At 68.4% G+C, this 24,671-nt stretch carries 17 protein-coding genes and 3 rRNA genes; all 20 read right to left on the bottom strand.

Annotated elements, in window-relative coordinates; genetic code table 11:
- Window positions 1–29 precede the first annotated feature (29 nt).
- Window positions 30–146, bottom strand: a 5S ribosomal RNA gene (gene rrf / locus KZJ41_RS15410).
- A 146-nt stretch (window positions 147–292) separates the two neighbouring features.
- Window positions 293–3,430, bottom strand: a 23S ribosomal RNA gene (locus KZJ41_RS15415).
- A 293-nt stretch (window positions 3,431–3,723) separates the two neighbouring features.
- Window positions 3,724–5,245: ribosomal RNA gene (locus KZJ41_RS15420) — 16S ribosomal RNA — on the bottom strand.
- The 16S, 23S and 5S rRNA genes sit together here, the layout of an rRNA operon.
- 29 nt (window positions 5,246–5,274) lie before the next feature.
- Window positions 5,275–5,427, bottom strand: a complete 153-nt coding sequence (locus KZJ41_RS15425; protein WP_157127581.1) for a hypothetical protein — start codon at window positions 5,425–5,427, stop codon at window positions 5,275–5,277.
- A gap of 282 nt (window positions 5,428–5,709) precedes the next feature.
- Window positions 5,710–6,987 (bottom strand): tyrosine--tRNA ligase, encoded by a 1,278-nt coding sequence (gene tyrS / locus KZJ41_RS15430; RefSeq protein ID WP_029543887.1) that lies wholly within the window; start codon window positions 6,985–6,987, stop codon window positions 5,710–5,712.
- Between the two features lie 7 nt (window positions 6,988–6,994).
- Window positions 6,995–7,612, bottom strand: coding sequence for a DNA-3-methyladenine glycosylase (locus KZJ41_RS15435; protein ID WP_006936476.1), 618 nt, complete (start codon window positions 7,610–7,612; stop codon window positions 6,995–6,997).
- A gap of 2 nt (window positions 7,613–7,614) precedes the next feature.
- A complete protein-coding gene (locus KZJ41_RS15440; RefSeq protein WP_006936479.1) occupies window positions 7,615–7,848 on the bottom strand; it encodes a Trm112 family protein in 234 nt (77 codons plus the stop codon).
- Between the two features lie 43 nt (window positions 7,849–7,891).
- Entirely contained in the window at window positions 7,892–10,855 is a 2,964-nt protein-coding gene (locus KZJ41_RS15445; protein WP_006936480.1) for an AMP-binding protein, read from the bottom strand.
- Between the two features lie 127 nt (window positions 10,856–10,982).
- Window positions 10,983–12,404 (bottom strand): argininosuccinate lyase, encoded by a 1,422-nt coding sequence (gene argH, locus KZJ41_RS15450; RefSeq protein ID WP_065923466.1) that lies wholly within the window; start codon window positions 12,402–12,404, stop codon window positions 10,983–10,985.
- Window positions 12,405–12,478: 74 nt separating this feature from the next.
- Window positions 12,479–13,678 carry an argininosuccinate synthase gene (locus KZJ41_RS15455; protein WP_006936483.1) on the bottom strand — a complete coding sequence of 400 codons (1,200 nt, stop codon included), beginning with the start codon at window positions 13,676–13,678 and terminating at the stop codon, window positions 12,479–12,481.
- Between the two features lie 59 nt (window positions 13,679–13,737).
- A complete protein-coding gene (locus KZJ41_RS15460; RefSeq protein WP_006936485.1) occupies window positions 13,738–14,253 on the bottom strand; it encodes an arginine repressor in 516 nt (171 codons plus the stop codon).
- An 11-nt stretch (window positions 14,254–14,264) separates the two neighbouring features.
- A complete protein-coding gene (gene argF, locus KZJ41_RS15465; protein WP_006936487.1) occupies window positions 14,265–15,194 on the bottom strand; it encodes an ornithine carbamoyltransferase in 930 nt (309 codons plus the stop codon).
- Window positions 15,195–15,198: 4 nt separating this feature from the next.
- On the bottom strand, window positions 15,199–16,386 hold the full coding sequence (locus tag KZJ41_RS15470; protein WP_006936489.1) for an acetylornithine transaminase: 1,188 nt from the start codon (window positions 16,384–16,386) through the stop codon (window positions 15,199–15,201).
- Window positions 16,383–17,327, bottom strand: coding sequence for an acetylglutamate kinase (gene argB, locus KZJ41_RS15475; protein WP_065922540.1), 945 nt, complete (start codon window positions 17,325–17,327; stop codon window positions 16,383–16,385). The genes KZJ41_RS15470 and argB overlap by 4 nt, the downstream gene beginning before the upstream one ends.
- Entirely contained in the window at window positions 17,324–18,580 is a 1,257-nt protein-coding gene (gene argJ, locus KZJ41_RS15480; RefSeq protein WP_043799640.1) for a bifunctional glutamate N-acetyltransferase/amino-acid acetyltransferase ArgJ, read from the bottom strand. Before argJ ends, argB begins: the two co-directional genes overlap by 4 nt.
- A complete protein-coding gene (gene argC, locus KZJ41_RS15485; RefSeq protein ID WP_043799637.1) occupies window positions 18,577–19,650 on the bottom strand; it encodes an N-acetyl-gamma-glutamyl-phosphate reductase in 1,074 nt (357 codons plus the stop codon). Before argC ends, argJ begins: the two co-directional genes overlap by 4 nt.
- Before the next feature lie 60 nt (window positions 19,651–19,710).
- A complete protein-coding gene (locus tag KZJ41_RS15490) occupies window positions 19,711–20,097 on the bottom strand; it encodes a PspA/IM30 family protein (RefSeq protein WP_006936497.1) in 387 nt (128 codons plus the stop codon).
- 28 nt (window positions 20,098–20,125) lie between these two features.
- The gene (gene pheT, locus KZJ41_RS15495) at window positions 20,126–22,615 is read right to left on the bottom strand and encodes a phenylalanine--tRNA ligase subunit beta (protein WP_065922539.1); all 2,490 of its coding nucleotides are present in this window, start codon (window positions 22,613–22,615) and stop codon (window positions 20,126–20,128) included.
- 53 nt (window positions 22,616–22,668) lie between these two features.
- A complete protein-coding gene (gene pheS / locus KZJ41_RS15500) occupies window positions 22,669–23,739 on the bottom strand; it encodes a phenylalanine--tRNA ligase subunit alpha (protein ID WP_006936501.1) in 1,071 nt (356 codons plus the stop codon).
- Window positions 23,740–23,847: 108 nt separating this feature from the next.
- Window positions 23,848–24,660 (bottom strand): RNA methyltransferase, encoded by an 813-nt coding sequence (locus tag KZJ41_RS15505; protein WP_043799626.1) that lies wholly within the window; start codon window positions 24,658–24,660, stop codon window positions 23,848–23,850.
- Window positions 24,661–24,671 lie beyond the last annotated feature (11 nt).

Below are 24,671 nucleotides of genomic sequence, written 5' to 3' on the forward strand. Positions count from 1 at the left end.
AACTGGTGGGTCCCCTCTCGTAAACGGGTGTTCGGCGGTGTCCTACTCTCCCACACCCTGTCGGGTGCAGTACCATCGGCGCTGGAGGGCTTAGCTTCCGGGTTCGGAATGGGACCGGGCGTTTCCCCTCCGCTATGGCCGCCGTAACTCTGTGAAACTGTCCACACTCCTTCGGAGTGAATGGAGTGAACGCCGCCCTCTTTCACGGGGGCTGCGCCCACTCGATTCCCCGAAGAACATGGTGAATCGAGTGTGTTGTTTCAGATACCGCACAGTGGACGCGTAGCTTCTTTGTGGTAAGTCCTCGGCCTATTAGTACCGGTCACCTGCATGCGTTACCGCACTTCCAGTTCCGGCCTATCAACCCGGTGGTCTGCCGGGGGCCTTACCCCCTCGAGGGGGTGAGAAACCTCATCTTGGAACAGGCTTCCCGCTTAGATGCTTTCAGCGGTTATCCCTTCCGAACGTAGCCAACCAGCCGTGCCCCTGGCGGGACAACTGGCACACCAGAGGTTCGTCCGTCCCGGTCCTCTCGTACTAGGGACAGCCTTCCTCAAGTTTCTAACGCGCGCGGCGGATAGAGACCGAACTGTCTCACGACGTTCTAAACCCAGCTCGCGTGCCGCTTTAATGGGCGAACAGCCCAACCCTTGGGACCTACTCCAGCCCCAGGATGCGACGAGCCGACATCGAGGTGCCAAACCATCCCGTCGATATGGACTCTTGGGGAAGATCAGCCTGTTATCCCCGGGGTACCTTTTATCCGTTGAGCGACACCGCTTCCACATGCCGGTGCCGGATCACTAGTCCCGACTTTCGTCCCTGCTCGACCTGTCGGTCTCACAGTCAAGCTCCCTTGTGCACTTGCACTCGACACCTGATTGCCAACCAGGCTGAGGGAACCTTTGGGCGCCTCCGTTACATTTTGGGAGGCAACCGCCCCAGTTAAACTACCCACCAGGCACTGTCCCTGAACCCGATCAGGGTCCGAGGTTAGAGGTCCAATACGATCAGAGTGGTATTTCAACAACGACTCCACCCACACTGGCGTGCGGGCTTCCCAGTCTCCCACCTATCCTACACAAACCGAACCGAACACCAATACCAAGCTGTAGTGAAGGTCCCGGGGTCTTTTCGTCCTGCCGCGCGTAACGAGCATCTTTACTCGTAGTGCAATTTCGCCGAGTCTGTGGTTGAGACAGCAGAGAAGTCGTTACGCCATTCGTGCAGGTCGGAACTTACCCGACAAGGAATTTCGCTACCTTAGGATGGTTATAGTTACCACCGCCGTTTACTGGGGCTTAAATTCTCAGCTTCGCGGAGTGAACTCCGCTGACCGGTCCTCTTAACCTTCCAGCACCGGGCAGGCGTCAGTCCGTATACCTCGTCTTACGACTTCGCACGGACCTGTGTTTTTAGTAAACAGTCGCTTCTCTCTGGTCTCTGCGACCACCCCCGGCTCACGGAGCAAGTCCGGTCACCGGGACTGGTCCCCCTTCTCCCGAAGTTACGGGGGCATTTTGCCGAGTTCCTTAACCACAGTTCTCTCGATCGCCTCGGTATTCTCTACCTGACCACCTGTGTCGGTTTGGGGTACGGGCCGTGTGAAAGCTCGCTAGAGGCTTTTCTCGGCAGCATAGGATCATGGAATTCGCCTCATTCGGCTACGCATCACCTCTCAGGCTGTGTGCGACACGGATTTGCCTGTGCCGCGCCCTACGGGCTTACACCGGTACAACCACTGACCGGCCCCACTACCTTCCTGCGTCACCCCATCGCTTGGCTACTACCACCGAAGGTCCCGTGCAGCAGGCTCTCGGCTCCCGAAGGAACTCGATCACCCTTTGGACGGTTAGTACCGATGATTCACCAGGGGCGCGTTCACACGGGTACGGGAATATCAACCCGTTGTCCATCGACTACGCCTGTCGGCCTCGCCTTAGGTCCCGACTCACCCTGGGCGGATTAACCTGGCCCAGGAACCCTTGGTCATTCGGCGGACGAGTTTCTCACTCGTCTTTCGCTACTCATGCCTGCATTCTCACTCGCGCAGCCTCCACACCTGGATCACTCCGGCGCTTCCCCGGCTGCACGACGCTCCCCTACCCACCCGCACCACTGCCGGACGATCCGTGGACCCTCCGGGGTGTTGTGCGAGTGCCGCGGCTTCGGCGGTGTACTTGAGCCCCGCTACATTGTCGGCGCAGAACCACTTGACCAGTGAGCTATTACGCACTCTTTCAAGGGTGGCTGCTTCTAAGCCAACCTCCTGGTTGTCTCAGCGATCCCACATCCTTTTCCACTTAGTACACGCTTAGGGGCCTTAGCCGGCGATCTGGGCTGTTTCCCTCTCGACTACGAAGCTTATCCCCCGCAGTCTCACTGCCGCGCTCTCACTCACCGGCATTCGGAGTTTGGCTGATTTCGGTAAGCTTGTGGGCCCCCTAGACCATCCAGTAGCTCTACCTCCGGTGAGAAACACGCGACGCTGCACCTAAATGCATTTCGGGGAGAACCAGCTATCACGGAGTTTGATTGGCCTTTCACCCCTACCCACAGCTCATCCCCTCAGTTTTCAACCTAAGTGGGTTCGGGCCTCCACGACGTCTTACCGTCGCTTCACCCTGGCCATGGGTAGATCACTCCGCTTCGGGTCTAGAACATGCCACTACAGACGCCCTGTTCGGACTCGCTTTCGCTACGACTACCCCACACGGGTTAACCTCGCGACATGCCACTAACTCGCAGGCTCATTCTTCAAAAGGCACGCCGTCACCCCCAGCAGACCAAACTGCTCGAAGGCTCCGACGGATTGTAAGCGCACGGTTTCAGGTACTATTTCACTCCCCTCCCGGGGTACTTTTCACCTTTCCCTCACGGTACTAGTCCGCTATCGGTCACCAGGGAGTATTCAGGCTTATCGGGTGGTCCCGACGGATTCACAGCAGATTTCACGGGCCCGCTGCTACTCGGGTATTCGAATCGACAGTCACCGCGTTTTCGTCTACGGGATTCTCACCCTCTACGACAGGCCGTTCCAGACCATTTCGACTAACACAGGCGATTTCTCACTGTCGGCCGGCGCGGCAGCACCGACACATCGAACCCCACAACCCCGAACACACAACCCCTGCCGGGTATCACATGTATCCGGTTTAGCCTCTTCCGTTTTCGCTCGCCACTACTCACGGAATCACATGTTGTTTTCTCTTCCTGTGGGTACTGAGATGTTTCACTTCCCCACGTTCCCTCCACACGCCCTATATATTCAGGCGCGGGTAACACGACATCACTCGTGCTGGGTTTCCCCATTCGGAAATCCTCGGATCACAGCTCGGTTGACAGCTCCCCGAGGCATATCGCAGCCTCCCACGTCCTTCATCGGCTCCTGGTGCCAAGGCATCCACCGTACGCTCATAAACACTTACAACAAAGATGCTCGCGTCCACTGTGCAGTTCTCAAACAACACACAACAACCGGTACCGGAAGAAGAAACAACCCCTTCGTTCCCGATCATCGTCGCTGACAAAACACTCGCGTGTTCTCTCAGGACCCAACAGTGCACCGATATAACCACCGCAGAAGGACACTCGGGTCCTTCCCGCGCGGTGATGACTGTCAGCGTTCCACCCATGAGCACCACCGGATTACGTGTGAATCCGAAATGGCTCTGCCCGCGGCGGAGTCACCTGTGTGACCCACCGACGGGAGTTGCTCCTTAGAAAGGAGGTGATCCAGCCGCACCTTCCGGTACGGCTACCTTGTTACGACTTCGTCCCAATCGCCGATCCCACCTTCGACGGCTCCCTCCCACGAGGGGTTAGGCCACCGGCTTCGGGTGTTACCGACTTTCATGACGTGACGGGCGGTGTGTACAAGGCCCGGGAACGTATTCACCGCAGCGTTGCTGATCTGCGATTACTAGCGACTCCGACTTCACGGGGTCGAGTTGCAGACCCCGATCCGAACTGAGACCGGCTTTAAGGGATTCGCTCCACCTCGCGGTATCGCAGCCCTCTGTACCGGCCATTGTAGCATGTGTGAAGCCCTGGACATAAGGGGCATGATGACTTGACGTCGTCCCCACCTTCCTCCGAGTTGACCCCGGCAGTCTCCTGCGAGTCCCCAACCGAATTGCTGGCAACACAGGACAAGGGTTGCGCTCGTTGCGGGACTTAACCCAACATCTCACGACACGAGCTGACGACAGCCATGCACCACCTGTACACCGACCACAAGGGAAACCCCATCTCTGGGGCGGTCCGGTGTATGTCAAACCCAGGTAAGGTTCTTCGCGTTGCATCGAATTAATCCACATGCTCCGCCGCTTGTGCGGGCCCCCGTCAATTCCTTTGAGTTTTAGCCTTGCGGCCGTACTCCCCAGGCGGGGCGCTTAATGCGTTAGCTACGGCACGGATCCCGTGGAAGGAAACCCACACCTAGCGCCCACCGTTTACGGCGTGGACTACCAGGGTATCTAATCCTGTTCGCTACCCACGCTTTCGCTCCTCAGCGTCAGTTACTGCCCAGAGACCCGCCTTCGCCACCGGTGTTCCTCCTGATATCTGCGCATTTCACCGCTACACCAGGAATTCCAGTCTCCCCTGCAGTACTCAAGTCTGCCCGTATCGCCTGCAAGCCCGCAGTTGAGCTGCGGGTTTTCACAGACGACGCGACAAACCGCCTACGAGCTCTTTACGCCCAGTAATTCCGGACAACGCTCGCACCCTACGTATTACCGCGGCTGCTGGCACGTAGTTGGCCGGTGCTTCTTCTGTACCTACCGTCACTCGCGCTTCGTCGGTACTGAAAGAGGTTTACAACCCGAAGGCCGTCATCCCTCACGCGGCGTCGCTGCATCAGGCTTGCGCCCATTGTGCAATATTCCCCACTGCTGCCTCCCGTAGGAGTCTGGGCCGTGTCTCAGTCCCAGTGTGGCCGGTCGCCCTCTCAGGCCGGCTACCCGTCGTCGCCTTGGTGGGCCGTTACCCCACCAACAAGCTGATAGGCCGCGGGCCCATCCTGCACCGGAAAACCTTTCCACCCCGGAACATGCATCCCGAGGTCCTATCCGGTATTAGACCCAGTTTCCCAGGCTTATCCCGAAGTGCAGGGCAGATCACCCACGTGTTACTCACCCGTTCGCCACTAATCCACCCAGCAAGCTGGGCTTCATCGTTCGACTTGCATGTGTTAAGCACGCCGCCAGCGTTCGTCCTGAGCCAGGATCAAACTCTCCGTTGAAGACTCACAATCAAACCCCGAAGGGCCGATCAGTCATAGACATCGAGCCAAATCACCAGCAAAAAACTCAAACCAGCAAAAAACACTGACCACCACAGACGGAAGAATGCGGCAGCCAGCAACAACCACCCCCCCGAAAAGAGAGGCGGTCGCACCAAAAATATTTTGGCACTGACATTCATCGGCACACTGTTGAGTTCTCAAAGAACACGCACACACCATCGCTCCGCGCCTTCGCGCCTTGCTCCGGGGCAACCGTTCTAGCCTAACACTCTGAACTCGCGGACGCAAACACTGTCTGCGATCTTCGTGTTGGCTGCTCGACCGATCAGGGCGCAACCGCTTTCCGTACCTCTCGGTCCGGGTCGGCGTCCGTGTCGCTCGAACGACGACAAAGTTACGCCACCGCTAACGGGCCGTCAAATCCGCAGGTCAGCGGCCCGTCGGCGGTGGCGGCAGTGCGCTCAGCCGCGTTCGACTCGCACGCCGGCAAAGTTGCGCTTGCCTCGCCGCAGGACAAGCCAGCGGTCGTGCAGCAGATCCGCGCTCGACGGGGTCCACTCCTCGGATGAGATCCGTTGGTTGTTCACGGAGGCACCCCCCTCCTTGATCGTGCGTCGGGCAGCGCCCTTGCTCTCGCACAGGCCGGTCGCGACGAGCAGGTCCACGATCGTGCCGGGCTGCCCGTCGTGCACTTCCGCGACGGAGGCCTCCGCCAGCGCGGCCGAGAGGGTCGCTTCGTCCAGGTCCGCCAACTCTCCACGACCGAACAGCGCCCGGCTCGCAAGTTCGACCGCCCGGGTGTTGGCCTCGCCGTGAACGAGGGTCGTCATTTCGGCCGCAAGGCGGCGCTGCGCCTCGCGCGCCTGCGGCCGCTCGGCCGTCGCCGTCTCGAGTTCGGCGAGTTCGTCCTGATCCAGGAACGTGAACCACCGCAGGTACTTCACGACGTCGGCGTCGGCGGCGTTGACGAAGTACTGGTACCAGGCGTACGGCGTGGTCATCTCCGGGTCGAGCCAGAGGCTTCCGCCGCCGGTGGATTTCCCGAACTTCTTGCCGTCGGCCGAGGTGACGAGCGGGACGGTGAGCGCGTGCACGGCGGCACCGTCGGTCCGTCGGTTGAGCTCGACGCCCGCGATGATGTTGCCCCACTGGTCCGACCCCCCCACCTGCAGCGTGCACCCGTGCTCGCGACGCAACTGCACGTAGTCGTTGGCCTGCAGCAGCATGTAGCTGAACTCGGTGTACGAGATGCCGTCGCCCTCGAGCCGGCGCTTCACCGTGTCGCGAGCGAGCATGACGTTGACGGAGAAGTGCTTGCCGATATCGCGGAGGAAGTCGACGACGCTGAGCGAGGAGGTCCAGTCGGCGTTGTTCACGACGATCGCGCTGGTCGGCGACTCGTCGAAGTCCACGAACCGCTCGAGCTGACCGCGGATGCGTTCGGCCCATTCGGCGACCGTGTCCGCCGAGTTCATGGTCCGCTCCCCTACCTCCCGCGGATCTCCGATCATGCCGGTAGCGCCGCCCGCCAGCACGATGGGCCGGTGGCCCGCTCGCTGGAAACGCTTCAGGGCCAGCAACGGCACGAGGTGACCGGCATGCAGACTCGGCCCGGTGGGATCGAATCCGGCATAGAGCGTGACCGGGCCCGCGGCGAGATCGCGGCGGAGTGTGTCGAGGTCGGTCGATTGGGCGATCAGTCCACGCCAGGTCAGTTCGTCGAGGATGTGCTCAGTCACCGCTCGATCATCCCATCCGACGGGGAGCGGCCGGCGCGCGCGGGCTGCGCCGGTACGCCGACACCCCCACGGCGCCGGGGATCCACAGCCGCCACGGTCGTTCGGCCGCGACACTGATGCCCACGCGTGGGCCCGACGCGACCCGGTCGACGTCACCCAGAGTGAGTTTCGCGGTTGCGCCATCGTCGAGCACATCGATCCCGTTGTCCGCCAGCGTCAATCCCAAGGCGGCCGCGAGGTTGCCGGGTCCGCGGGCAAGGTTCGGTGCGGGAGTCCCGGCCGTTCGCCGGGAACGGACGATCTCCTCCCCCGCGACTACTTCGGCACCTCGCAGCAGTACCGCCGCGGCCACTCCGTCGGGCCCCACGGAGATGTTCGCGCAGTGGTGCAGCCCATAGCTGCGGTAGATGTAGAGATGGCCGGCAGGGCCGAACATCACCGCATTCCGCGGCGTACGTCCCCGGTAGGAGTGCGCCGCCGGATCGGGCCAGGGACCGTCCTCGGGCCCGCCGTAGGCCTCGACCTCCGTGATCCGCAGGACCACCTCGCCCGCGCACAGCGTGGCGCCGAGGATCGTGTGCGCCGCAGTCAGCGGGTCGACCCCGGTGAGCCGCTCGAACGCCACGCTCAGTCCGCCACCCGGTCCTCGGTCCAGCCGGCCACGCCGCGCGCGACGAAGTCCTCGTGTTCGGCCTCGGTCACCGCTCGGGCCTCGTCGACGAGGAGGACGGGGATGCCGTTCTCGATCGGATACGCGCGGCGCAACCGCGGGTTGTAGAGAACCGAATCGTCCACGAGGAGCAGCGGCCCCTTGTCCTGCGGGCAGGCCAGGATGCTCAGCAGCGTGGGATCGACAGCCACGGTGGTCCTCTCGACGGTGGTGCGGGACTCGGACGGCCCCAGGCTACCGTGCGCCCGGTGCCGGACCTGTGCCGACGCCGGTGAATCTCGCCGCGACCGCTTTGGTGAACCGCTTGTAGGTTCCGGTCGCCGGGTCGGCGAACCACGACCGCACGGTCGGCTTCGGCAGGCCCCGCGCCGGCAGGTCACCGGACATCGGCCGATACGTGGGCCCGAGTGCGATGTGCGGCACGACATGGACCAGGTCGGGCCGTTCCGGAGCGGGAACCGCGTCGAGTGCCGCCGTGATCTCGGCGGCGCTCGGCGCGCGGTTCTCGCGCAGGGTGCACGCGGCCACGGCGACTTCGGTGTCTCCGGTGCGCACGCCGTATACGACGCAGAGATCGACCCGCGGGATACCGCCGAGGGCATCCACCACCGGCTGGCCGTACACCGGTCCGTGCGGGGTGCGGATGACACTGTGCTTGCTGTCGAGCAGCCAGTAGTCACCGTCCTGGTCTCGTCGGAAGAGGTTCTCGGTGGGCACCCACACGTCGCCGAGTTCGAACACTCCCCGCATGACGCCGGGCAGCGCTTCCGTCGACGCGCTGGGCCGGCCGAGCAGGAGGCCGACCTCGCCGGCGGCGCTCTCGCGGACGAAGCCCCGCGCGTCCTCCACCAGACGACCGGTGGTCGGGTCCCACGCCGCCAGGCGTGCCTCGGCGCTGCCGGGCAGCGGCCGTCCCTTGCATCCGATCTTGGCACCCGAGACGTTGGCCAGGACGATCTCGCCGTCGGTGGAGGCATAGAACTCGAGCACCTGGGCGGGAGCGAAGCGTTCGAGGGTCCGCCGCCACAGGCCGGGCGTCATGCCCGAGCCGATGAAGAGGCGGACGGGGTGGATCTCGTCGATGTGCAGTGCCGGGCTGTCGAGGACGTCCCGCATCATCGCCCAGGTGTAGGTGACGACGGTGACGCCGTAGCGGTGCACTTCCTCGCTGAAGCGGGCGGGGTCCAGGCCGTGGGACAGGGCTATGCGGCAGCCGCCGGCGAGCGCGCCACCGAAGCTGACCAGGAGACCGGACGAATGATGAAGCGGGGCAAGGCAATACACCGTGTCACCACGCCCCAGTGCGGCGGCGGTGGCGGTGCCGAAGGCCGAGAGCGCCCATCGGTGGTTGGAGATCTGACGCATCTCCAGGGTGTCGCCGCTCCCGGTGAACAGGAGGAAGGCGAGTTCGCGCGCGACGCCGGGGTCGGGCGCATACCAGCCGGGGAGTTCGACCGTGGTGATGTCGAGGTGTTCGAGATCGACGACGTCGGCGCCGGCCGGGATGTCCAGTTCGCGGATGCTGCCACCACCGAGGACCAGGGCCGGGATGCCGGTGGCGATCGCCTGCTGGAGGTTCTCGGGATCGGTGATGATCTTCTGGACGGCGCCCAACCGGATGGCCTCGTCGAGGTCGGGGCCGGGCGGGAGCAGGACCGACACCGCGCCGATGCGGGAGACGGCCGTGACCGCGGCCATCGCACTGGGACGGGTGTCCATGAGGACACCGATGTGGGCGGCGGGGCGGACACCGGAGTGCACCAGCCCGCGCACCACGTTGTCGATCCGCCGATTGACGTCGGCGAAGGTGTAGACGCGGTCCTCGTAGATGAAGCACTCGCGGTGCGGCCCCTTGCGGCACTGCTCCGTCAGGACGCCGGCGAGCGAGATGCGGGTTCGTGGCTGAATCTGTCCGAGCCGGGCCAGGCGCGGAAGGGCCCGGGCCGCCTCCCCCGACAGCTCCCGGGCCCCGCGCACCGTTTCGGAGGCCAGGTCGGCGATGCCCTTGCCGACCTCCACACCGACCTCGGCGATGGTGGCGACGGTGTGGGTGAGGCGGGCCGCGACGGACACCCCGGTCTCTCCTTCTGCGTGGAGCTCGGGGATCGCCATCCGGCCGACGCCGACCGGCCGGTCGCCGTGCCCTTCCCGCCACTGCACCCATTCGCCGACGGCGGGCCAGGTCTGCCGCGCCGCGGTGCCGCCCACGACGAGCCCGAAATGGCCTGCGCGCAAGGAGTATTCGAACACCTGAGCCCGGGGGGCGGCCTTGCGTATGCCGCGCACCGCGAGGGGCTGCCCGATGTCGTCCACCTCGCCGACGAACGCGAGGATGGGGCAAGTGATCTCGGCCAGGCTCACGGCCCGGTCGTTGATGACGAAGCCGCCGCTGACCATGCGGTTGTGCACGATGAACTGGCGAAGCAACTCGGCCACTGCAGGACCGGACCAGGCCACCCACCCCTCCGTGTCGAGGAAGCGGCGCTGAGGTTCGCGCGGCAGGAGGGCTTCCCGGTCGTGCAGCTGCATGAGGAACTCGATGCGCGAACGCACGGTCTTGACGGGGTCGAGGAACTGGAAGCCGGTCTTGGCCATCCACCCGGTGATGGCGAGCCGGTTGAAGACGTGGTCGGCGAGGAAGTCGGCGGCCCGGACGGCGACGCCCTCGGGAATCCCGAACGGCAGGGCGGCCAGGGTGTCCACGGGGCTGCCGAAGGTGATCAGGCTGGCGACGTGCCGACTGCGGCGGTAGGCCGCGGCCTGATAGCAGAACATGCCGCCCTGCGAGTACCCGGCCAGGTGGATGTCCCGGCCGGTGTATTCGTGCACGTGATCGATGATCTCGTCGAGGGCGATGATGTGGTCGGTGAGGGTGCGGTCCCACCCGCCTTCTTCCCGGTCCGGGGAGCCGAAGTCGACCACCCAGGGGTCGAGACCCATCGAGTGCAGGATGCCGACGGCTCCGGTATCGCGGGTGACGTCGTAGACGTCCGCCGACATCATCATCGGGGGGACCAGCACCACCGGAGCAGCATTCTCGGCGGCGTCGGATTCCGGGTAGTAGTGCCGCAGCCTGTACATGCCGGTCCGCTCGACGATCTGGAACGGCGACGGTGTCGCCCCCGTTTCCAGACCGCCGTGACGGACCACCTCGAGGCCGTTCTGCGCGGTCGCCACCACGCGCCGCAGGGGCCCCATCACCGATCCACCGCCCAGTGCCACGAACCTCTTCCCATCCGCCGAGTTCTGCGTGTGTCCACCCTGTCAGGAATGACAGCCTGCCACATTACGTCGAGGCGATGGCCCTGTTCACCGAGCGGGCCGGTCAGCTGCGCACCCAGTCCCGCAGCGCGCGAGCGGCGGCACGAACTCCGACGAGCTGTTCACCTACCCGGGCGCCCGCGGTGCCGCCGCGGGCGTTGCGGGAAGCGATGGAGCCCTCCACGGTGAGCACCTCGCGGACCTTCGGCGTCAGCGCGGGGTCGACCGCCGTCAGCTCGTCGTCGGTGAGTTCCTCGAGGCCGACGCCGCGCGCCTCCGCCGCGCGCACGCACGCCCCGGCCGCCTCGTGTGCGACGCGGAACGGGACACCCTGGCGCACCATCCACTCGGCGATGTCGGTGGCGAGGGTGAATCCGGCGGGTGCCAACTGGGCCATACGATCGGTGTGGAAGGTCAGGGTGGACACGAGACCGGTGATCGCCGGCAGCAGCAGCTCGAGCTGCAGGACCGAGTCGAACACCGGCTCCTTGTCCTCCTGCAGGTCCCGGTTGTACGCCAGCGGTTGGGCCTTGAGGGTGGCGAGCAGGCCGGTGAGGTTGCCGATGAGGCGACCTGCCTTGCCCCGGGTCAGTTCCGAGACGTCCGGGTTCTTCTTCTGCGGCATGATCGACGATCCGGTGGACCACTCGTCGGCGAGGGTGATGTAGCCGAACTCCGGGGTGCTCCAGAGGATGACCTCCTCCGCCATGCGGGAGAGGTCGACCGCGATCATGGCGAACACGAACGCGGCCTCGGCGGCGAAGTCGCGCGCGGAGGTGGCGTCGATCGAGTTCTCGGCGGCGGAGTCGAAGTTCAGTTCTGCCGCGATCGCGTCGGGGTCGAGGCCGAGGGAGGAGCCGGCGAGCGCTCCCGAGCCGTACGGGGACACCGCCGCACGCGCGTCGAAGTCCCGCAGCCGCTGCACGTCGCGCAGCAGCGGGTGGGCGTGCGCGAGCAGGTGGTGCGCGAGCAGTACCGGCTGTGCTGCCTGCAGGTGGGTCTTGCCCGGCATCACCGCGGCGGGATGCGCGGCGGCCTGGTCGGCGAGGGCGTCGACGACGGCGAGGACACCGTCGGCGATACGTCGCGCCGCGTCGCGCAGCCACATCCGGAACAGGGTGGCGACCTGATCGTTGCGGGAGCGGCCGGCTCGCAGCCGGCCGCCGACGTCGGGACCGACCCGCTCGATGAGCCCACGTTCGAGGGCGCCGTGGACGTCCTCGTCGGACTCGGCCGGGGCGAACGCGCCGGAGGCGACGTCGGCGCCGAGCCGGTCGAGGCCGTCGAGCATGGTGGCGAGGTCGGCCTCGCTGAGCAGGCCGGCCTTGTGCAGCACGCGCGCGTGCGCCTTGGAGGCCCGGACGTCGTAGGGGGCGAGCGCCCAGTCGAAGTGGGTGGACTTGCTCAGTGCCGCCATGGCGGCGGCCGGTCCGGATGCGAACCGGCCGCCCCACAGGGCGCCCTCGTTGGTGCCGTGACTCTGGATGCCTTCGGCATCGTGACTCTGGATGCCTTCGGCATCGTGACTCCGGATGCCATCGGCGTCGTGGGCGGTCATGACTACAGGCCCAGGTCCCGCTTGGCGGCGACCTTGGAGGACAGGCCGTGGATCTGGACGAAGCCCTTGGCGTTGGACTGGTCGAAGCTGTCGCCCTCGTCGTAGGTAGCGAGGTTGAAGTCGTACAGCGATTCGGCGCTGCGGCGGCCGTTGACGGCGATGTGGCCGCCGTGCAGGACGAGCCGGATGTCGCCGGAGACGTGCTCCTGGGTGTTCTGGACGAACGCGTCGAGCGCGTACTTCAGCGGCGAGTACCAGAGACCGTCGTAGACCAGCTCGCTCCAGCGCTCCTCCACGCGGCGCTTGTACCGGCCGAGCTCGCGTTCGAGGGTGACGTGCTCGAGCTCCTGATGGGCGTGGATGAGGGTGAGAGCGCCGGGGGCCTCGTAGATCTCGCGGCTCTTGATGCCGACGAGGCGGTCCTCGACCATGTCGAGGCGGCCGACGCCTTGGGCGCCGGCGCGGCGGTTCAGTTCCTGGATGGCCTCGAGCACGGTGACCGGCCGGCCGTCGATCGCGGTGGGCACGCCCTTCTCGAAGGTGATGATCAGCTCGTCGGGGGCCTGCCAGTTGAGGCTGGGGTCTTCGGTGTAGTCGTAGACGTCCTTGGTGGGGGCGTTCCACAGGTCCTCGAGGAAGCCGGTCTCGACGGCACGGCCCCACACGTTCTGGTCGATCGAGAACGGGGACTTCTTGGTGACGTTGATCGGCAGGTTGTGCTCGCCGGCGAAGGCGATGGCCTTCTCGCGGGTCCAGGCGTAGTCGCGGACGGGGGCGATGACCTCGAGGTCGGGGGCGAGGGCGCCGAAGCCGACCTCGAAGCGGACCTGGTCGTTGCCCTTGCCGGTGCAACCGTGCGAGACGACCGTGCCGCCGTGATCGCGGGCAGCCTTGACGATGTGCTTGACGATCAGGGGGCGGCTGATCGCGGAGACCAGCGGGTAGCGGTCCATGTAGAGGGCGTTGGCCTGGACGGTCGGCAGGCAGTACTCCTCCGCGAACTCGTCCTTGGCGTCGACGACGACGGATTCGACCGCGCCGCAGTCGAGGGCGCGCTGGCGCACGACCTCCATGTCCTCGCCGCCTTGGCCGAGATCGATGGCGACGGCGACGACCTCCTTGCCGGTCTCCTTGCCGATCCAGCTGATGGCGACGGAGGTGTCCAGCCCGCCCGAGTAGGCGAGTACGACGCGATCGGCCATTGTGTTTGTGCTCCTTCTTGATTGAACTTGCGTCTATCGGTGCTCGGTGCGCGATCGGATCAGGCCAGGGATTCGATCTTCGCGGCGAGGTCGGCTCCGGTGAGGGGCTCGCGCGCGATCACCGCGATGGTGTCGTCGCCGGCGATGGTGCCGACCACTTCGGGTAATGATGCCCGATCGAGTGCGCTGGCCAGATAGTGCGCTGCTCCGGGTGGGGTGCGGAGCACGGCGATGTTGCCGCTCGAGTCGGTGGAGACCAGCAGTTCGCCGAGGAGGCGGGAGAGCCGGTCGGTGCCTCCGGACACGCCGCGGACGGGGCTCCCGTCCTCGGGGACGACGTACACGCCGGGCCCGCCGTCGGCCCCGCGGAGCTTGACCGCTCCGAGCTCCTCGAGGTCGCGGGAGAGGGTGGCGTTGGACACCTCGATGCCTTCGGCGGCCAGCAGCGCGGCGAGTTCCGGCTGGCTGCGGATCGCGTGGGTGGCGACGAGCGCGGTGATCCGGGCCTGCCGGGCCGCGCGGGTCGGGGCCGCGGCGGCGCCGGCCGGTCCGGCGCCGCTCGACGGTTCGGCCACGCTGCTCACGGTTACCGTTCGCGCTGCTCGAGCAGCCACACGAGCAGCGCCTTCTGTGCGTGGAGGCGGTTCTCGGCCTCGTCCCACACCACCGACTGCGGTCCGTCCAGGACCTCGTCGGTGACCTCGTCGCCGCGGTGGGCGGGCAGGCAGTGCAGCACGACGGCGTTCGGGTCGGCGAGCGCGAGCAGCTCGGCGTTGACCTGGTACGGGCGGAAGGGACCGACGCGGTCGAGTCCGTCGTTCTCCTGGCCCATGGAGGTCCAGGTGTCGGTGACGAGGGCGTCGGCGCCGGCGACGGCGGCGCGCGGGTCCTCGGTGAGGGTGATCCGCGCGCCGGTTTCGGCGGCGCGGGCGCGGGCCGCGTCCACGACGGCGGGGTTCGGGACGAAACCGGCGGGGGCGGCGATCGTGACGTCGATGCCGGCGGTGACACCGCCGAGCAGCAGCGAGTGCGCCATGTTGTTGGCACCGTCGCCGAGGTAGGTCAGCTTCAGCCCGTGCAGCTCACCCTTGTGCTCGCGGAGGGTGAGCAGGTCCGCGAGGACCTGGCAGGGGTGGTACTCGTCGGAGAGGGCGTTGACGAGGGGCACGGTGGCGCCTTCGGCCATCGCCTGGAGCCGGTCCTGGCCGAAGGTGCGCCAGACGACGGCGTCGACGTAGCGGGACAGGACGCGGCCGGTGTCCTGCAGGGTTTCCTCGCGTCCGAGCTGGGTGGTGCGGCCGTCGACGACGACGGCGTGGCCGCCGAGCTGGGCGATACCCATCTCGAAGGAGAAGCGGGTGCGGGTCGAGTTCTTCTCGAAGATGACTCCGACGCCGCGCGGGCCCTCGAGGGGACGGGCCGAGAACGGGGCCTTCTTCAGGGCCGCGGCGAGGTCGAGGACCTCGCTCTGCTGCGCGGGCGTGAGGTCGTCGTCCTTGAGGAAGTGCTTCACCATGGGTCTAGTTTCCTTCCTGCTGGGCGGCGTCGAGCACGCAGGGCAGCGTCGCGACGAACCCGTCGGCCTGTTCCTGGGTGAGGATCAGCGGCGGCGCGAGGCGGATGACGTCGGGGGCGGCGGCGTTGACGAGATAGCCGGCGTCCCGGGCGGCCGCTTCGACGGCGGGTGCCTTGGTGTCGGTGAGGACGATGCCGAGCAGCAGGCCGGCGCCTCGGACGTGGTCGACGAGGGGGTGCCCGAGCGCTTCGATGCCGGTGGCGATGGATTTGCCGACGGCGTCGACGTGGGCGAGCAGGTGCTGTTCGTCGATGGTGCGCAGGACGGCGAGCGCGGCGGCGGCGCACACCGGGTTGCCGCCGAAGGTGGTGCCGTGCTTGCCGGGCTGGAAGAAGTCGGCGGCCGGTCCGGTGGCGACGACGGCGCCGATGGGCAGGCCACCGCCGAGCCCCTTGGCGAGGGTCATCACGTCGGGCACGATGCCGACGGCCTGGTGGGCGAAGAACGTGCCGGTGCGGGCGATGCCGGTCTGCACCTCGTCGAGGACGAGCAGCGCCCCGCGTTCGGCGGTGATGCGGCGGGCGTGGGCCAGGTAGCCCTCGGGGGGCACGACGACGCCGGACTCCCCCATGATCGGTTCGAGGAACACGGCGGCGGTGTTCTCGTCGACGGCGGCGTCGAGGGCGTCCGCGTCGCCGTAGGGGACGAATTCGACGCCGGGGGGCATGGGTTCGAACGGGGCGCGCTTGTCGGGCTGGCCCGTGAGTGCCAGGGCGCCCATGGTGCGGCCGTGGAAGGCCTTCTCGGCGGCGATGATCTTGGGGCGTCCGGTGAGCCGGGCGAGCTTGAACGCAGCCTCGTTGGCTTCGGTGCCGGAGTTGCAGAAGAACGCCCGGCCGGGGTGCCCGAAGTGCGCGAGGAGACGCTCGGCGAGTTCGACGACGGGTCCGCTGGCGTAGAGGTTGGACACGTGGCCGAGCGTGTCGAGTTGCGCGGTGACGGCCTCGCGGATGGCGGGATGGCGGTGACCGAGGGCGTTGACGGCGATGCCGCCGAGCAGGTCGAGGTACTGCTTGCCGTCGGCGTCGGTGACGACGGCACCGTCGCCGGCGACGAGGGCGACCTTGGGGACGCCGTAGTTGTTCATCAGCGACCCGGCCCAGCGCTGCTGGAGTTCGGAGGTGCCGGTCATGAGGTGCCTTCCTGGGTGGGTGCGGTCGTCCGGGGGTGGGTGGGAGTGACCATCGTGCCGATGCCTTCCTCGGTGAGGAGTTCGAGCAGCACCGAGTGCGGCTGGCGTCCGTCGATGACGTGGGCGGTGGGCACGCCGCCGCGGACGGCCCGCAGGCAGGCCTCCATCTTCGGGACCATGCCGGCGTCGAGGGACGGCAGCAGATCGGCCAGGGCGTCGGCGTCGATGCTGGTGGCGAGGGAACTGCGGTCGGGCCAATCGGTGTAGAGGCCCTCGACGTCGGTGAGGACCACGAGCTTCTCCGCGCCGAGGGCCTCGGCGAGGGCGGCGGCGGCGGTGTCGGCGTTGATGTTGTGGACCACGCCGTCGTCATCGGGGGCAATGGTGGAGACGACGGGGATGCGGCCGGCCGCGATGAGGTCGTGGACGGCGGCGGGGTCCACGGTAGTGACGTCGCCGACGAGACCGATGTCGGTGTCCTCGCCGTCGACGACGACCGTGCGGCGGGTGGCTGTGAAGAGGTGGGCGTCCTCGCCGGAGATGCCGACGGCGTACGGGCCGTGGGCGTTGATCAGGCCGACGAGTTCGCGGCCGACCTGGCCGAACAGCACCATGCGGACGACGTCCATCACCTCGGGGGTGGTGACGCGGAAACCACCGCGGAACTCCCCTGCCATGCCCAGTCGCTTCAGCATGGCGTTGATCTGCGGTCCGCCGCCGTGGACGACGACGGGATGGACGCCGACGGTGCGCAGGAACGCCATGTCGGCGGCGAAGGCGCGCTTGAGGTCGTCGTCGATCATGGCGTTGCCGCCGTACTTGACCACGACGATCTTGCCGCGGAACTTCTGCAGCCACGGCAGGGCCTCGGCGAGGACGTACGCCTTCTGGTGGGCGGTGAGCTGCGCGATGGGATCGGTGGCCATATCGGTTCCGGTCATGACGAGTAGGCCGAGTTCTCTTCGACGTAGCCGTGGGAGAGGTCGGTGGTGCGGATGGTCACCTCGGCGTCGCCGACGCCGAGGTCGATGTCGAGGGCGATGTCGGGGCCGGAGAGGTCGACCTCGCGGGCGCCGGGGGCGCCGACACCGTCGATGCACACCGGGGAGCCGTTGAACGTGACGGAGATGCGGTTCGGGTCGAGGTCGATCGGGGCGATGCCGATCGCGGCGAGGACGCGACCCCAGTTGGGGTCGGAACCGAACAGGGCGGTCTTGACGAGGTTGTCGCGCGCGACGGTGCGCGCGCCGACGAGGGCGTCCTGTTCGCTTGCGGCGCCGCGGACGGTGACGGTGACCCGCTTGGTGACGCCCTCGGCGTCGGCCATCATCTGCCCGGCGAGGTCGTCGCACACCGCGAGGACGGCGGCGTCGAGCTGTTCCTGGGTGGGGGCGATGCCGCTGGCACCGGACGCGAGCAGCAGCACGGTGTCGTTGGTGGAGGTGGACCCGTCGACGTCGAGGCGGTCGAATGTCAGCCGGGTGGCGGCGCGCAGGGCGCGGTCGAGCTGCTCGGCGGTGGCGACGGCGTCGGTGGTGACGACGCACAGCATGGTGGCCAGAGCGGGGGCGAGCATGCCGGCGCCCTTGGCCATGCCGCCGACGTTCCACTTGTCGGCGTGGTGCAGGGCCGCCTGCTTGGGCACCGTGTCGGTGGTCATGATGGCGTAGGCGGCGTCGGTGCCGCCGGAGATGCCGCCGGCGAGTTCGTGGACGATCTCCTCCACGCCGGCGAGGACCTTGCCCATGGGCAGCCGGTCGCCGATGAGCCCGGTAGAGCACACGGCGATCTCGCCCGCACCGGTCTCGGTGCCCCAGTTGCTGAGGGTTTCGGCGACCTTCTCCGCGGTGGCGTGGGTGTCCTGGAACCCGCCGGGGCCGGTGCAGGCGTTGGCGCCGCCGCTGTTCAGGATCACCGCGCGCAGGGCGCCGGAGGTGAGGACCTGCTGCGACCACAGCACGGGTGCGGCCTTGATCTTGTTGGTGGTGAACACGCCGGCGGCGGTCAGCTCCGGACCCTCGTTGAAGACCAGCGCGAGGTCCGGGTTGCCGGAGGCCTTGATGCCGGCGGGGATGCCCGCGGCGCGGAACCCGGCGGGCGACGTGACGCCCTGGGTGCGGATCAGGCGTCCGCCGGCGATGTCGACGGCGTCGACGTAGACGTGCTCGTCGGTGGAGTGTCTGTCGATGCTCACGGGGCGACTCCCACGGTGGACAGGCCGGCGGTCTCGGGCAGGCCGAGTGCCAGGTTCATGGACTGCACCGCCGCGCCGGCGGTGCCTTTGGTCAGGTTGTCGAGCGCGGCGATGGCGACGAGGACGCCGGCGTCGGGGTCGACGGTGACGGCGAGCTGCACGGCGTTGGAGCCGAGCACCGCACCGGTGGTGGGCAGCACCCCTTCGGGCAGCACCTGGACGAACGGCTCGTCGGCGTAGGCCTTCTCGTACACGGCCCGGGCCTCGTCGGCGGTGGCCGTGGTGGGGGCTGTGCAGGTCGCGAGGATGCCGCGGGGCATCGGCGCCAGCACGGGGGTGAAGGAGACGGTCACGGCGGCGTCGGTCAGGGCGGCGAGGTTCTGCTTGATCTCCGGCGTGTGCCGGTGCGCTCCGCCGACGCCGTAGGCCCGCACCGAGCCCATCACCTCGGAGCCGAGGAGGTCGACCCTGGGGGACTTGCCGGCGCCGGAGGTGCCGGACACGGCGACGACCTGGACCCTCGGCTCGACGATGCCGGCCGCGACGGCGGGGGCCAGGGCGAGGGTGGCCGACGTGGGATAGCACCCGGGGACCGCGATGCGGGTGGCGCCGATCAGGTGCTCACGCTTGCCGGGCAGCTCGGGCATGCCGTAGGGCCAGGTTCCTGCGTGGTCGCCGCCGTACCAGCGTTCCCAGTCGGCCGACTCGGACAGACGGAAGTCGGCGCCGCAGTCGATGACGACGGTGGTGTCGGGCAGTTGCTCGGCGATGACGGCGGAGTGGCCGTGGGGCAGGCCGAGGAACACGACGTCGTGGCCGGCCAGGGTGTCGAGATCGGTGGCGCCGAGGATGCGGTCGGCCAGCGGAAGCAGGTGGGGATGGAACTCGCGGAGCGTCGCGCCGGCGTTGCCGCCGGCGGTGAGCGCGCCGACGACGAGCCGGCCGTCCTGATAGGCGGGATGACCGAGAAGCAGGCGCAGGATTTCGCCGCCCGCGTACCCGCTGGCCCCCGCGACGGCGACCCGAATCGGTGACTGTGCGGTCGCCGTGAATTCCGGTGAGTTACCCATACGATTGATTATGCATCATCATGCAACTTCATTCATACGGGTGGGTCGGACCGGACCGGCTCACCCCTCGGCCAGCGAACGGCGGATCTCGGTCAGCTTGTCGGCGGCGGCCCGTCGGCGCTCGTCGAACTGTTCCTCGAGCGTGCGCCCCGCCGCGCTCTCGCGGGCGAGTTCCTCCGCACCGATCGCCGTGCCTGCGCGGCGTTCGATCTTCTCACGCACCGAGTCGAACGTGGGCACTCCGGCCGAGGTGTAACCGGCGGCCGCCCCCTCGGCGGGTGTCACGTCCGGCCCGACCGGGGACGGCGGGACGTCCGGCACCGACGGCGAGCCCGGTTCCGCCGGTGTCACGTCCGGGACCGACGGAGAACCGGGCTCGGCCGGGGTGACGTCGGGCACGGGCGCGTCCGGAGCGTCGGGGTCGGGGGACGACGGATCCGTGGTCATGCTCCCAGGCTACGTCCGCAGGCCCGGGTCAGTGCCGCAGTTCGGCACCGACGGCGGCGGACGCCGACGCGACGGCGGCGGCGCGGGCGGCGCTGGCCTCGTCCTCCGTGAGCGTGCGGTCTGCCGCCCGGAACCGCAGCGCGAAGGCGAGCGACTTGCGGCCCTCCCCGACCTGCGCCCCCTCGAACACGTCGAACAGGCGAATGTCCTCGAGCAGCTCGCCGCCACCCGCGCGCAGCGCTTCCTCGACGTCGGCGGCCGGGACCTCCTTGGCCACGACGACGGCGACGTCCTGCAGGACGGCGGGGAACGGGGAGACCTTGGGCGCCGGCAGCGACTCCATGATCGGCAGCGCGTCGAGGTCCAGTTCGAACGCGCACGTGCGGGCGGGCAGGCCGCCGCGCTCGAGCACCGCCGGGTGCAGCTCGCCGGCATGGCCGACGACGACACCGTCGACGAGCAGCTCGGCGCAGCGGCCCGGATGCCAGGGCAGGTACTGCGCCGCGCGGCGCTGCAGCCGCACACCGGCGGCGGCCGCGACGGTCTCCGCCGCGGCGAACGCGTCGGTCGCGTCCGCGGGCCGGCCCGGGCCCCACGGCCCGGCGGGCTCCCGCAGGCCGCACAGCACCGCCCCGACATGGACGGGCTGCGCGGGCAGCGATCCTTCGAGCAGCGCGATCTGCTCGTCGGTGGGACGCCGGTCCACCGGCAGCGGCGGCACGGGCCGGGTGCCGGGTCCGGGCAGGACGACCTGCGCGATCGCATAGAGCGACAGGTCGCGCTGGCCACGGGAGACGTTGCGGGCGAGCACCTCGAGCAGGCCGGGCAGCAGCGTCGTCGCCAGCTCGGGGCGGTCGGCCTCGAGCGGGTTGAGAACCTTGGTGGTGGTGCGGCGCGGGTCGTCGGCGTCGAGACCCCACGTGTCGAACACGTGCGCCGGCAGGAAGACGGGGGCGAGGACCTCGACGTGGCCGTCGGCGGCCAGGGCGCGGCCCACGGCGCGGCGGCGCTTCTGGCTCGGGGTCAGTCCGCGGCCGGCGGGGGCGGCGGGGAGCACGGACGGGATCTGCTCGAGTCCCTCGAGCCGCAGCACCTCCTCCACCAGGTCGGCCGGCTGGCGCAGGTCGGGTCGCCACGTGGGCGGCGTGACCACCAGCTGGCCGTGCCCGTCCGGGCCGACGCCGACCTCGACGCCACATCCGATCTGGGTGAGCCGGCGGGCGGCGGTGCCGGTCGGGTAGGCGACCCCGGCCATGCGGTCGGGCAGGTCGATGTCCATGCGGATCGAGACCGGCTCGACGGGGACCGAGATGTCGGTCAGGACCGGCTCGACGCGGCCACCGGCGATCTCCACGAGCAGCGACGCGGCCCGGTCCAGCGCCGGCAGCGCCACTTCGGGGTCGACGTTGCGCTCGAACCGCTTGCCCGCCTCGCTGACCAGCTTGTGGCGCCGCGCGCTCCGGAACACGGCCAGCGGATCCCAGGTGGCGGCCTCGAGGAGGACGTCGGTGGTGGTGCCGCTCACCTCGGTGGCGACGCCGCCCATGATCCCGGCCAGGGAGATCACGCCGGAGTCGTCGGTGATGACGACGTCCTCGGGGTCGAGGTCGCGTTCGATGCCGTCGAGGGTGGTCAGCTTCTCCCCCGCCTTCGCGCGCCGCACGACGAGCTCACCCTGGAGGGTGGCGGCGTCGAAGGCGTGCAGCGGCTGGCCGAGTTCGAGCAGCACGTAGTTGGTCACGTCGACGGCCGGGGAGATCGGGCGGATGCCGGACAGCAGCAGCCGCCGCTGCAGCCACCACGGGGACACGGCCTTGGGGTCGATGCCGGTGACCTTGCGGGCGGCGAAGCGGGTGGCGTCGGTCTCCGGCTCGAGCCGGATCGGGTAGGCCTGGCCGCCGTCGGCCGGATTGGGCACGACGTGCGCGGGGTCGGCGAACTCGAGGTCGAAGCCGCACGCGAGTTCGCGGGTCAGGCCCCGCAGCGAGAAGCAGTAGCCGCGGTCGGGGGTGATGTTCAGCTCGATGACGGTGTCGCCGAGGCCGAGCAGGTCGTTGGCGTCGGTACCCGGTTCGGCGGTGCCCTCCTCGAGGACGAGGATGCCGGAGTGGTCCTTGCCGATGCCGAGCTCGGCGACGGAGCAGATCATCCCGTCGGAGACCCTGCCGTAGGTCTTGCGGGAGGCGATGGCGAAGCCGCCGGGCAGCACCGCGCCGGGCAGCGCGACGACCACGAGGTCGCCCTCGGTGAAGTTGCGGGCGCCGCACACGATGCCGCGCGGGGCGTCTTCGCCCACCTCGACCTGGCAGAAGCGGATGGGCTTCTTGAACTCGGTGAGCTCGGTGATCTCGAGGACGCGGCCGACGACGAGGGGGCCGTCGAGGCGCGCGAGGGTGTCGACCTCCTCCACCTCGAGTCCGACCCGGACGAATCCCGCATCGAGTTCCTCGGCGGTGACGTTCCACTCGGGGGTGGCCCGCTGCAGGATCTCGGTCAGCCAGGACTGCGCTACTCGCACTTGTGCTCAGCTCTTTCGGTCGGTTCGGTGGTCGGGTCTCGGGTCGGGCGGCGTCAGCCCTGCACGCCGAAGGGCATGGTGAATCGGACGTCGCCCTCGACGATGTCGCGCATGTCGGAGATGCCGTTGCGGAACTGCAGGGTGCGCTCGAGGCCCATCCCGAACGCGAAGCCGGTGTACTCGTCGGGGTCGATGCCGCTCGCGCGCAGCACGTTGGGGTTGACCATGCCGCAGCCGCCCCATTCGACCCAGCCGGCACCGCCCTTCTTGTTCGGGAACCACACGTCCACCTCGGCGGACGGCTCGGTGAACGGGAAGTAGTTCGGGCGCATCCGGGTTCGGGTCTCGGGTCCGAACAGGGCACGGGCGAACGCGTCCAGGGTGCCGCGCAGGTGGGCCATGGTCAGCCCCTTGTCCACGGCCAGGCCCTCGATCTGCGAGAACACCGGGGTGTGGGTGGCGTCGAGCTCGTCGGTGCGGAAGGTGCGGCCGGGGCACACCACGTAGATCGGGATGTCGCGGTGCAGCATGGTGCGCACCTGCACCGGCGAGGTGTGGGTGCGCAGCACCTGCCGTGAGCCCTCCGGCGCGATGTGGAAGGTGTCCTGCATCGTGCGGGCGGGGTGGTCCGGCAGGAAGTTCAGCGCGTCGAAGTTGAAGTGCTCGGTTTCGACCTCGGGGCCCTCGGCCACCTCCCAGCCCATGCCGACGAACACGTCGGCGATCTGGTCGGAGATGATCGTGATCGGGTGCCGCGCGCCGGCGGGCCGGCGGTTGGCGGGCAGGGTGACGTCGATGGCCTCGGCGACGAGGACCGCGGCGTCGCGCTCGGCGAGGAGCTCGGTGCGGCGTTCGTCGAAGGCTGCGGTGACCGCGCCGCGGGCCGCGTTGACCCGCTTGCCGGCGTCGGCGCGCTGGTTGCCGGGCAGGCCGCCCAGGGCGCGCTTGGCGAGGGAGACGGGGGCCTTGTCGCCGAGGTGGTCGATCTTGGCCTGCGCGAGCGCGTCGAGGTCGGGGGCGGCGGCGAACGCGGCCAGCGCGGCCTGCGTGGACGCGGCGAGCGACTCCTCGCTCAGGGCGCTCGGATCGACTGCCGGCGGGGTGCCGCCCTCATTCTTGGCCACGACCGGTGCAACTCCTTCTTCGGGCGAACGGTGGGTGTGGTGCCACGTTCGGCGTCGAACGGATCGCGCCAGCGCAGCACCCAAATCCTAGGCGATGGCCGGGCCGCGCTAGGGCACGGCCCTGTCGGCGCGATGCTGCACGCGGGCGCTTGCGTACAGGCAGATCGACGCGGCGGTGGCAAGGTTCAACGATTCGGCGCGGCCGCGGATGGGGATGCGCACCCGGTGGTCGGCCCGCGCCGCGACCGCCGGGTCGAGGCCGTGGGCCTCGTTGCCGAACAGCCACGCCGTGGGGGCGGCGAGCAGCTCGTCGGCCTCGTCGAGATCGACCTCGCCGTCGGCGGCGGTGGCGAGCACCTGGAGTCCGGCGGCGGCGAGCGCGTCGAGGACGGTGCCGGTGTCGCGTTCACGGGCGAGCGGGAGGTGGAACACGCTGCCCGCGGAGGCGCGGACGCACTTGCCGTTGTGCGGGTCGACGCTGTCGCCGGCGAGGACCACCGCGTCGGCGCCGACCGCGTCGGCCACGCGGATGACGGTGCCGGCGTTGCCGGGCTCGGCGATCTCGACGGGCACGGCGAGCAGCCGCGGCGGCGGGGTCAGGGCCCGGGCGAGCGGCACGTCGAGCAGATCGCACACGGCGACGATGCCGGGCGGGGTGACGGTGTCCGACAGCCGGGCGGCCGCGCGCTCGGTGACGGTGGAGACCCGCACGTGTCGGCGCCGGGCGGCGCCGAGCAGATCGGGGTAGCGGGCGGCGGCGGCCTCGGTGACGAACACCTCGTGCACGACGGCGGTCGTGAGGGCCTCGCCGACGGAGTTCTCGCCCTCGGCGAGGAAACGGCCGGCCTTGCGGCGGTCGGAGGTGCGCAGGAGTTTGACAGCAGAAACGACCCGTGGGGTGCGCTCGGTGAGCGGGTCCACGGGTCGTTCCT

The organism is Rhodococcus sp. 11-3, assembly GCF_023704055.1.
GTDB lineage: Bacteria > Actinomycetota > Actinomycetes > Mycobacteriales > Mycobacteriaceae > Rhodococcus > Rhodococcus aetherivorans.

What these genes read in the sequence shown, in the direction of transcription:
- KZJ41_RS15425 (WP_157127581.1), bottom strand. Translation starts at nt 5,427, where the DNA reads ATGAATGTCAGTGCCAAAATATTTTTGGTGCGACCGCCTCTCTTTTCG.
- KZJ41_RS15445 (WP_006936480.1), bottom strand. Translation starts at nt 10,855, where the DNA reads ATGGGGCCCCTGCGGCGCGTGGTGGCGACCGCGCAGAACGGCCTCGAG.
- KZJ41_RS15455 (WP_006936483.1), bottom strand. Translation starts at nt 13,678, where the DNA reads ATGGCCGATCGCGTCGTACTCGCCTACTCGGGCGGGCTGGACACCTCC.
- argF (WP_006936487.1), bottom strand. Translation starts at nt 15,194, where the DNA reads ATGGTGAAGCACTTCCTCAAGGACGACGACCTCACGCCCGCGCAGCAG.
- KZJ41_RS15470 (WP_006936489.1), bottom strand. Translation starts at nt 16,386, where the DNA reads ATGACCGGCACCTCCGAACTCCAGCAGCGCTGGGCCGGGTCGCTGATG.
- argB (WP_065922540.1), bottom strand. Translation starts at nt 17,327, where the DNA reads ATGACCGGAACCGATATGGCCACCGATCCCATCGCGCAGCTCACCGCC.
- argC (WP_043799637.1), bottom strand. Translation starts at nt 19,650, where the DNA reads ATGGGTAACTCACCGGAATTCACGGCGACCGCACAGTCACCGATTCGG.
- KZJ41_RS15490 (WP_006936497.1), bottom strand. Translation starts at nt 20,097, where the DNA reads ATGACCACGGATCCGTCGTCCCCCGACCCCGACGCTCCGGACGCGCCC.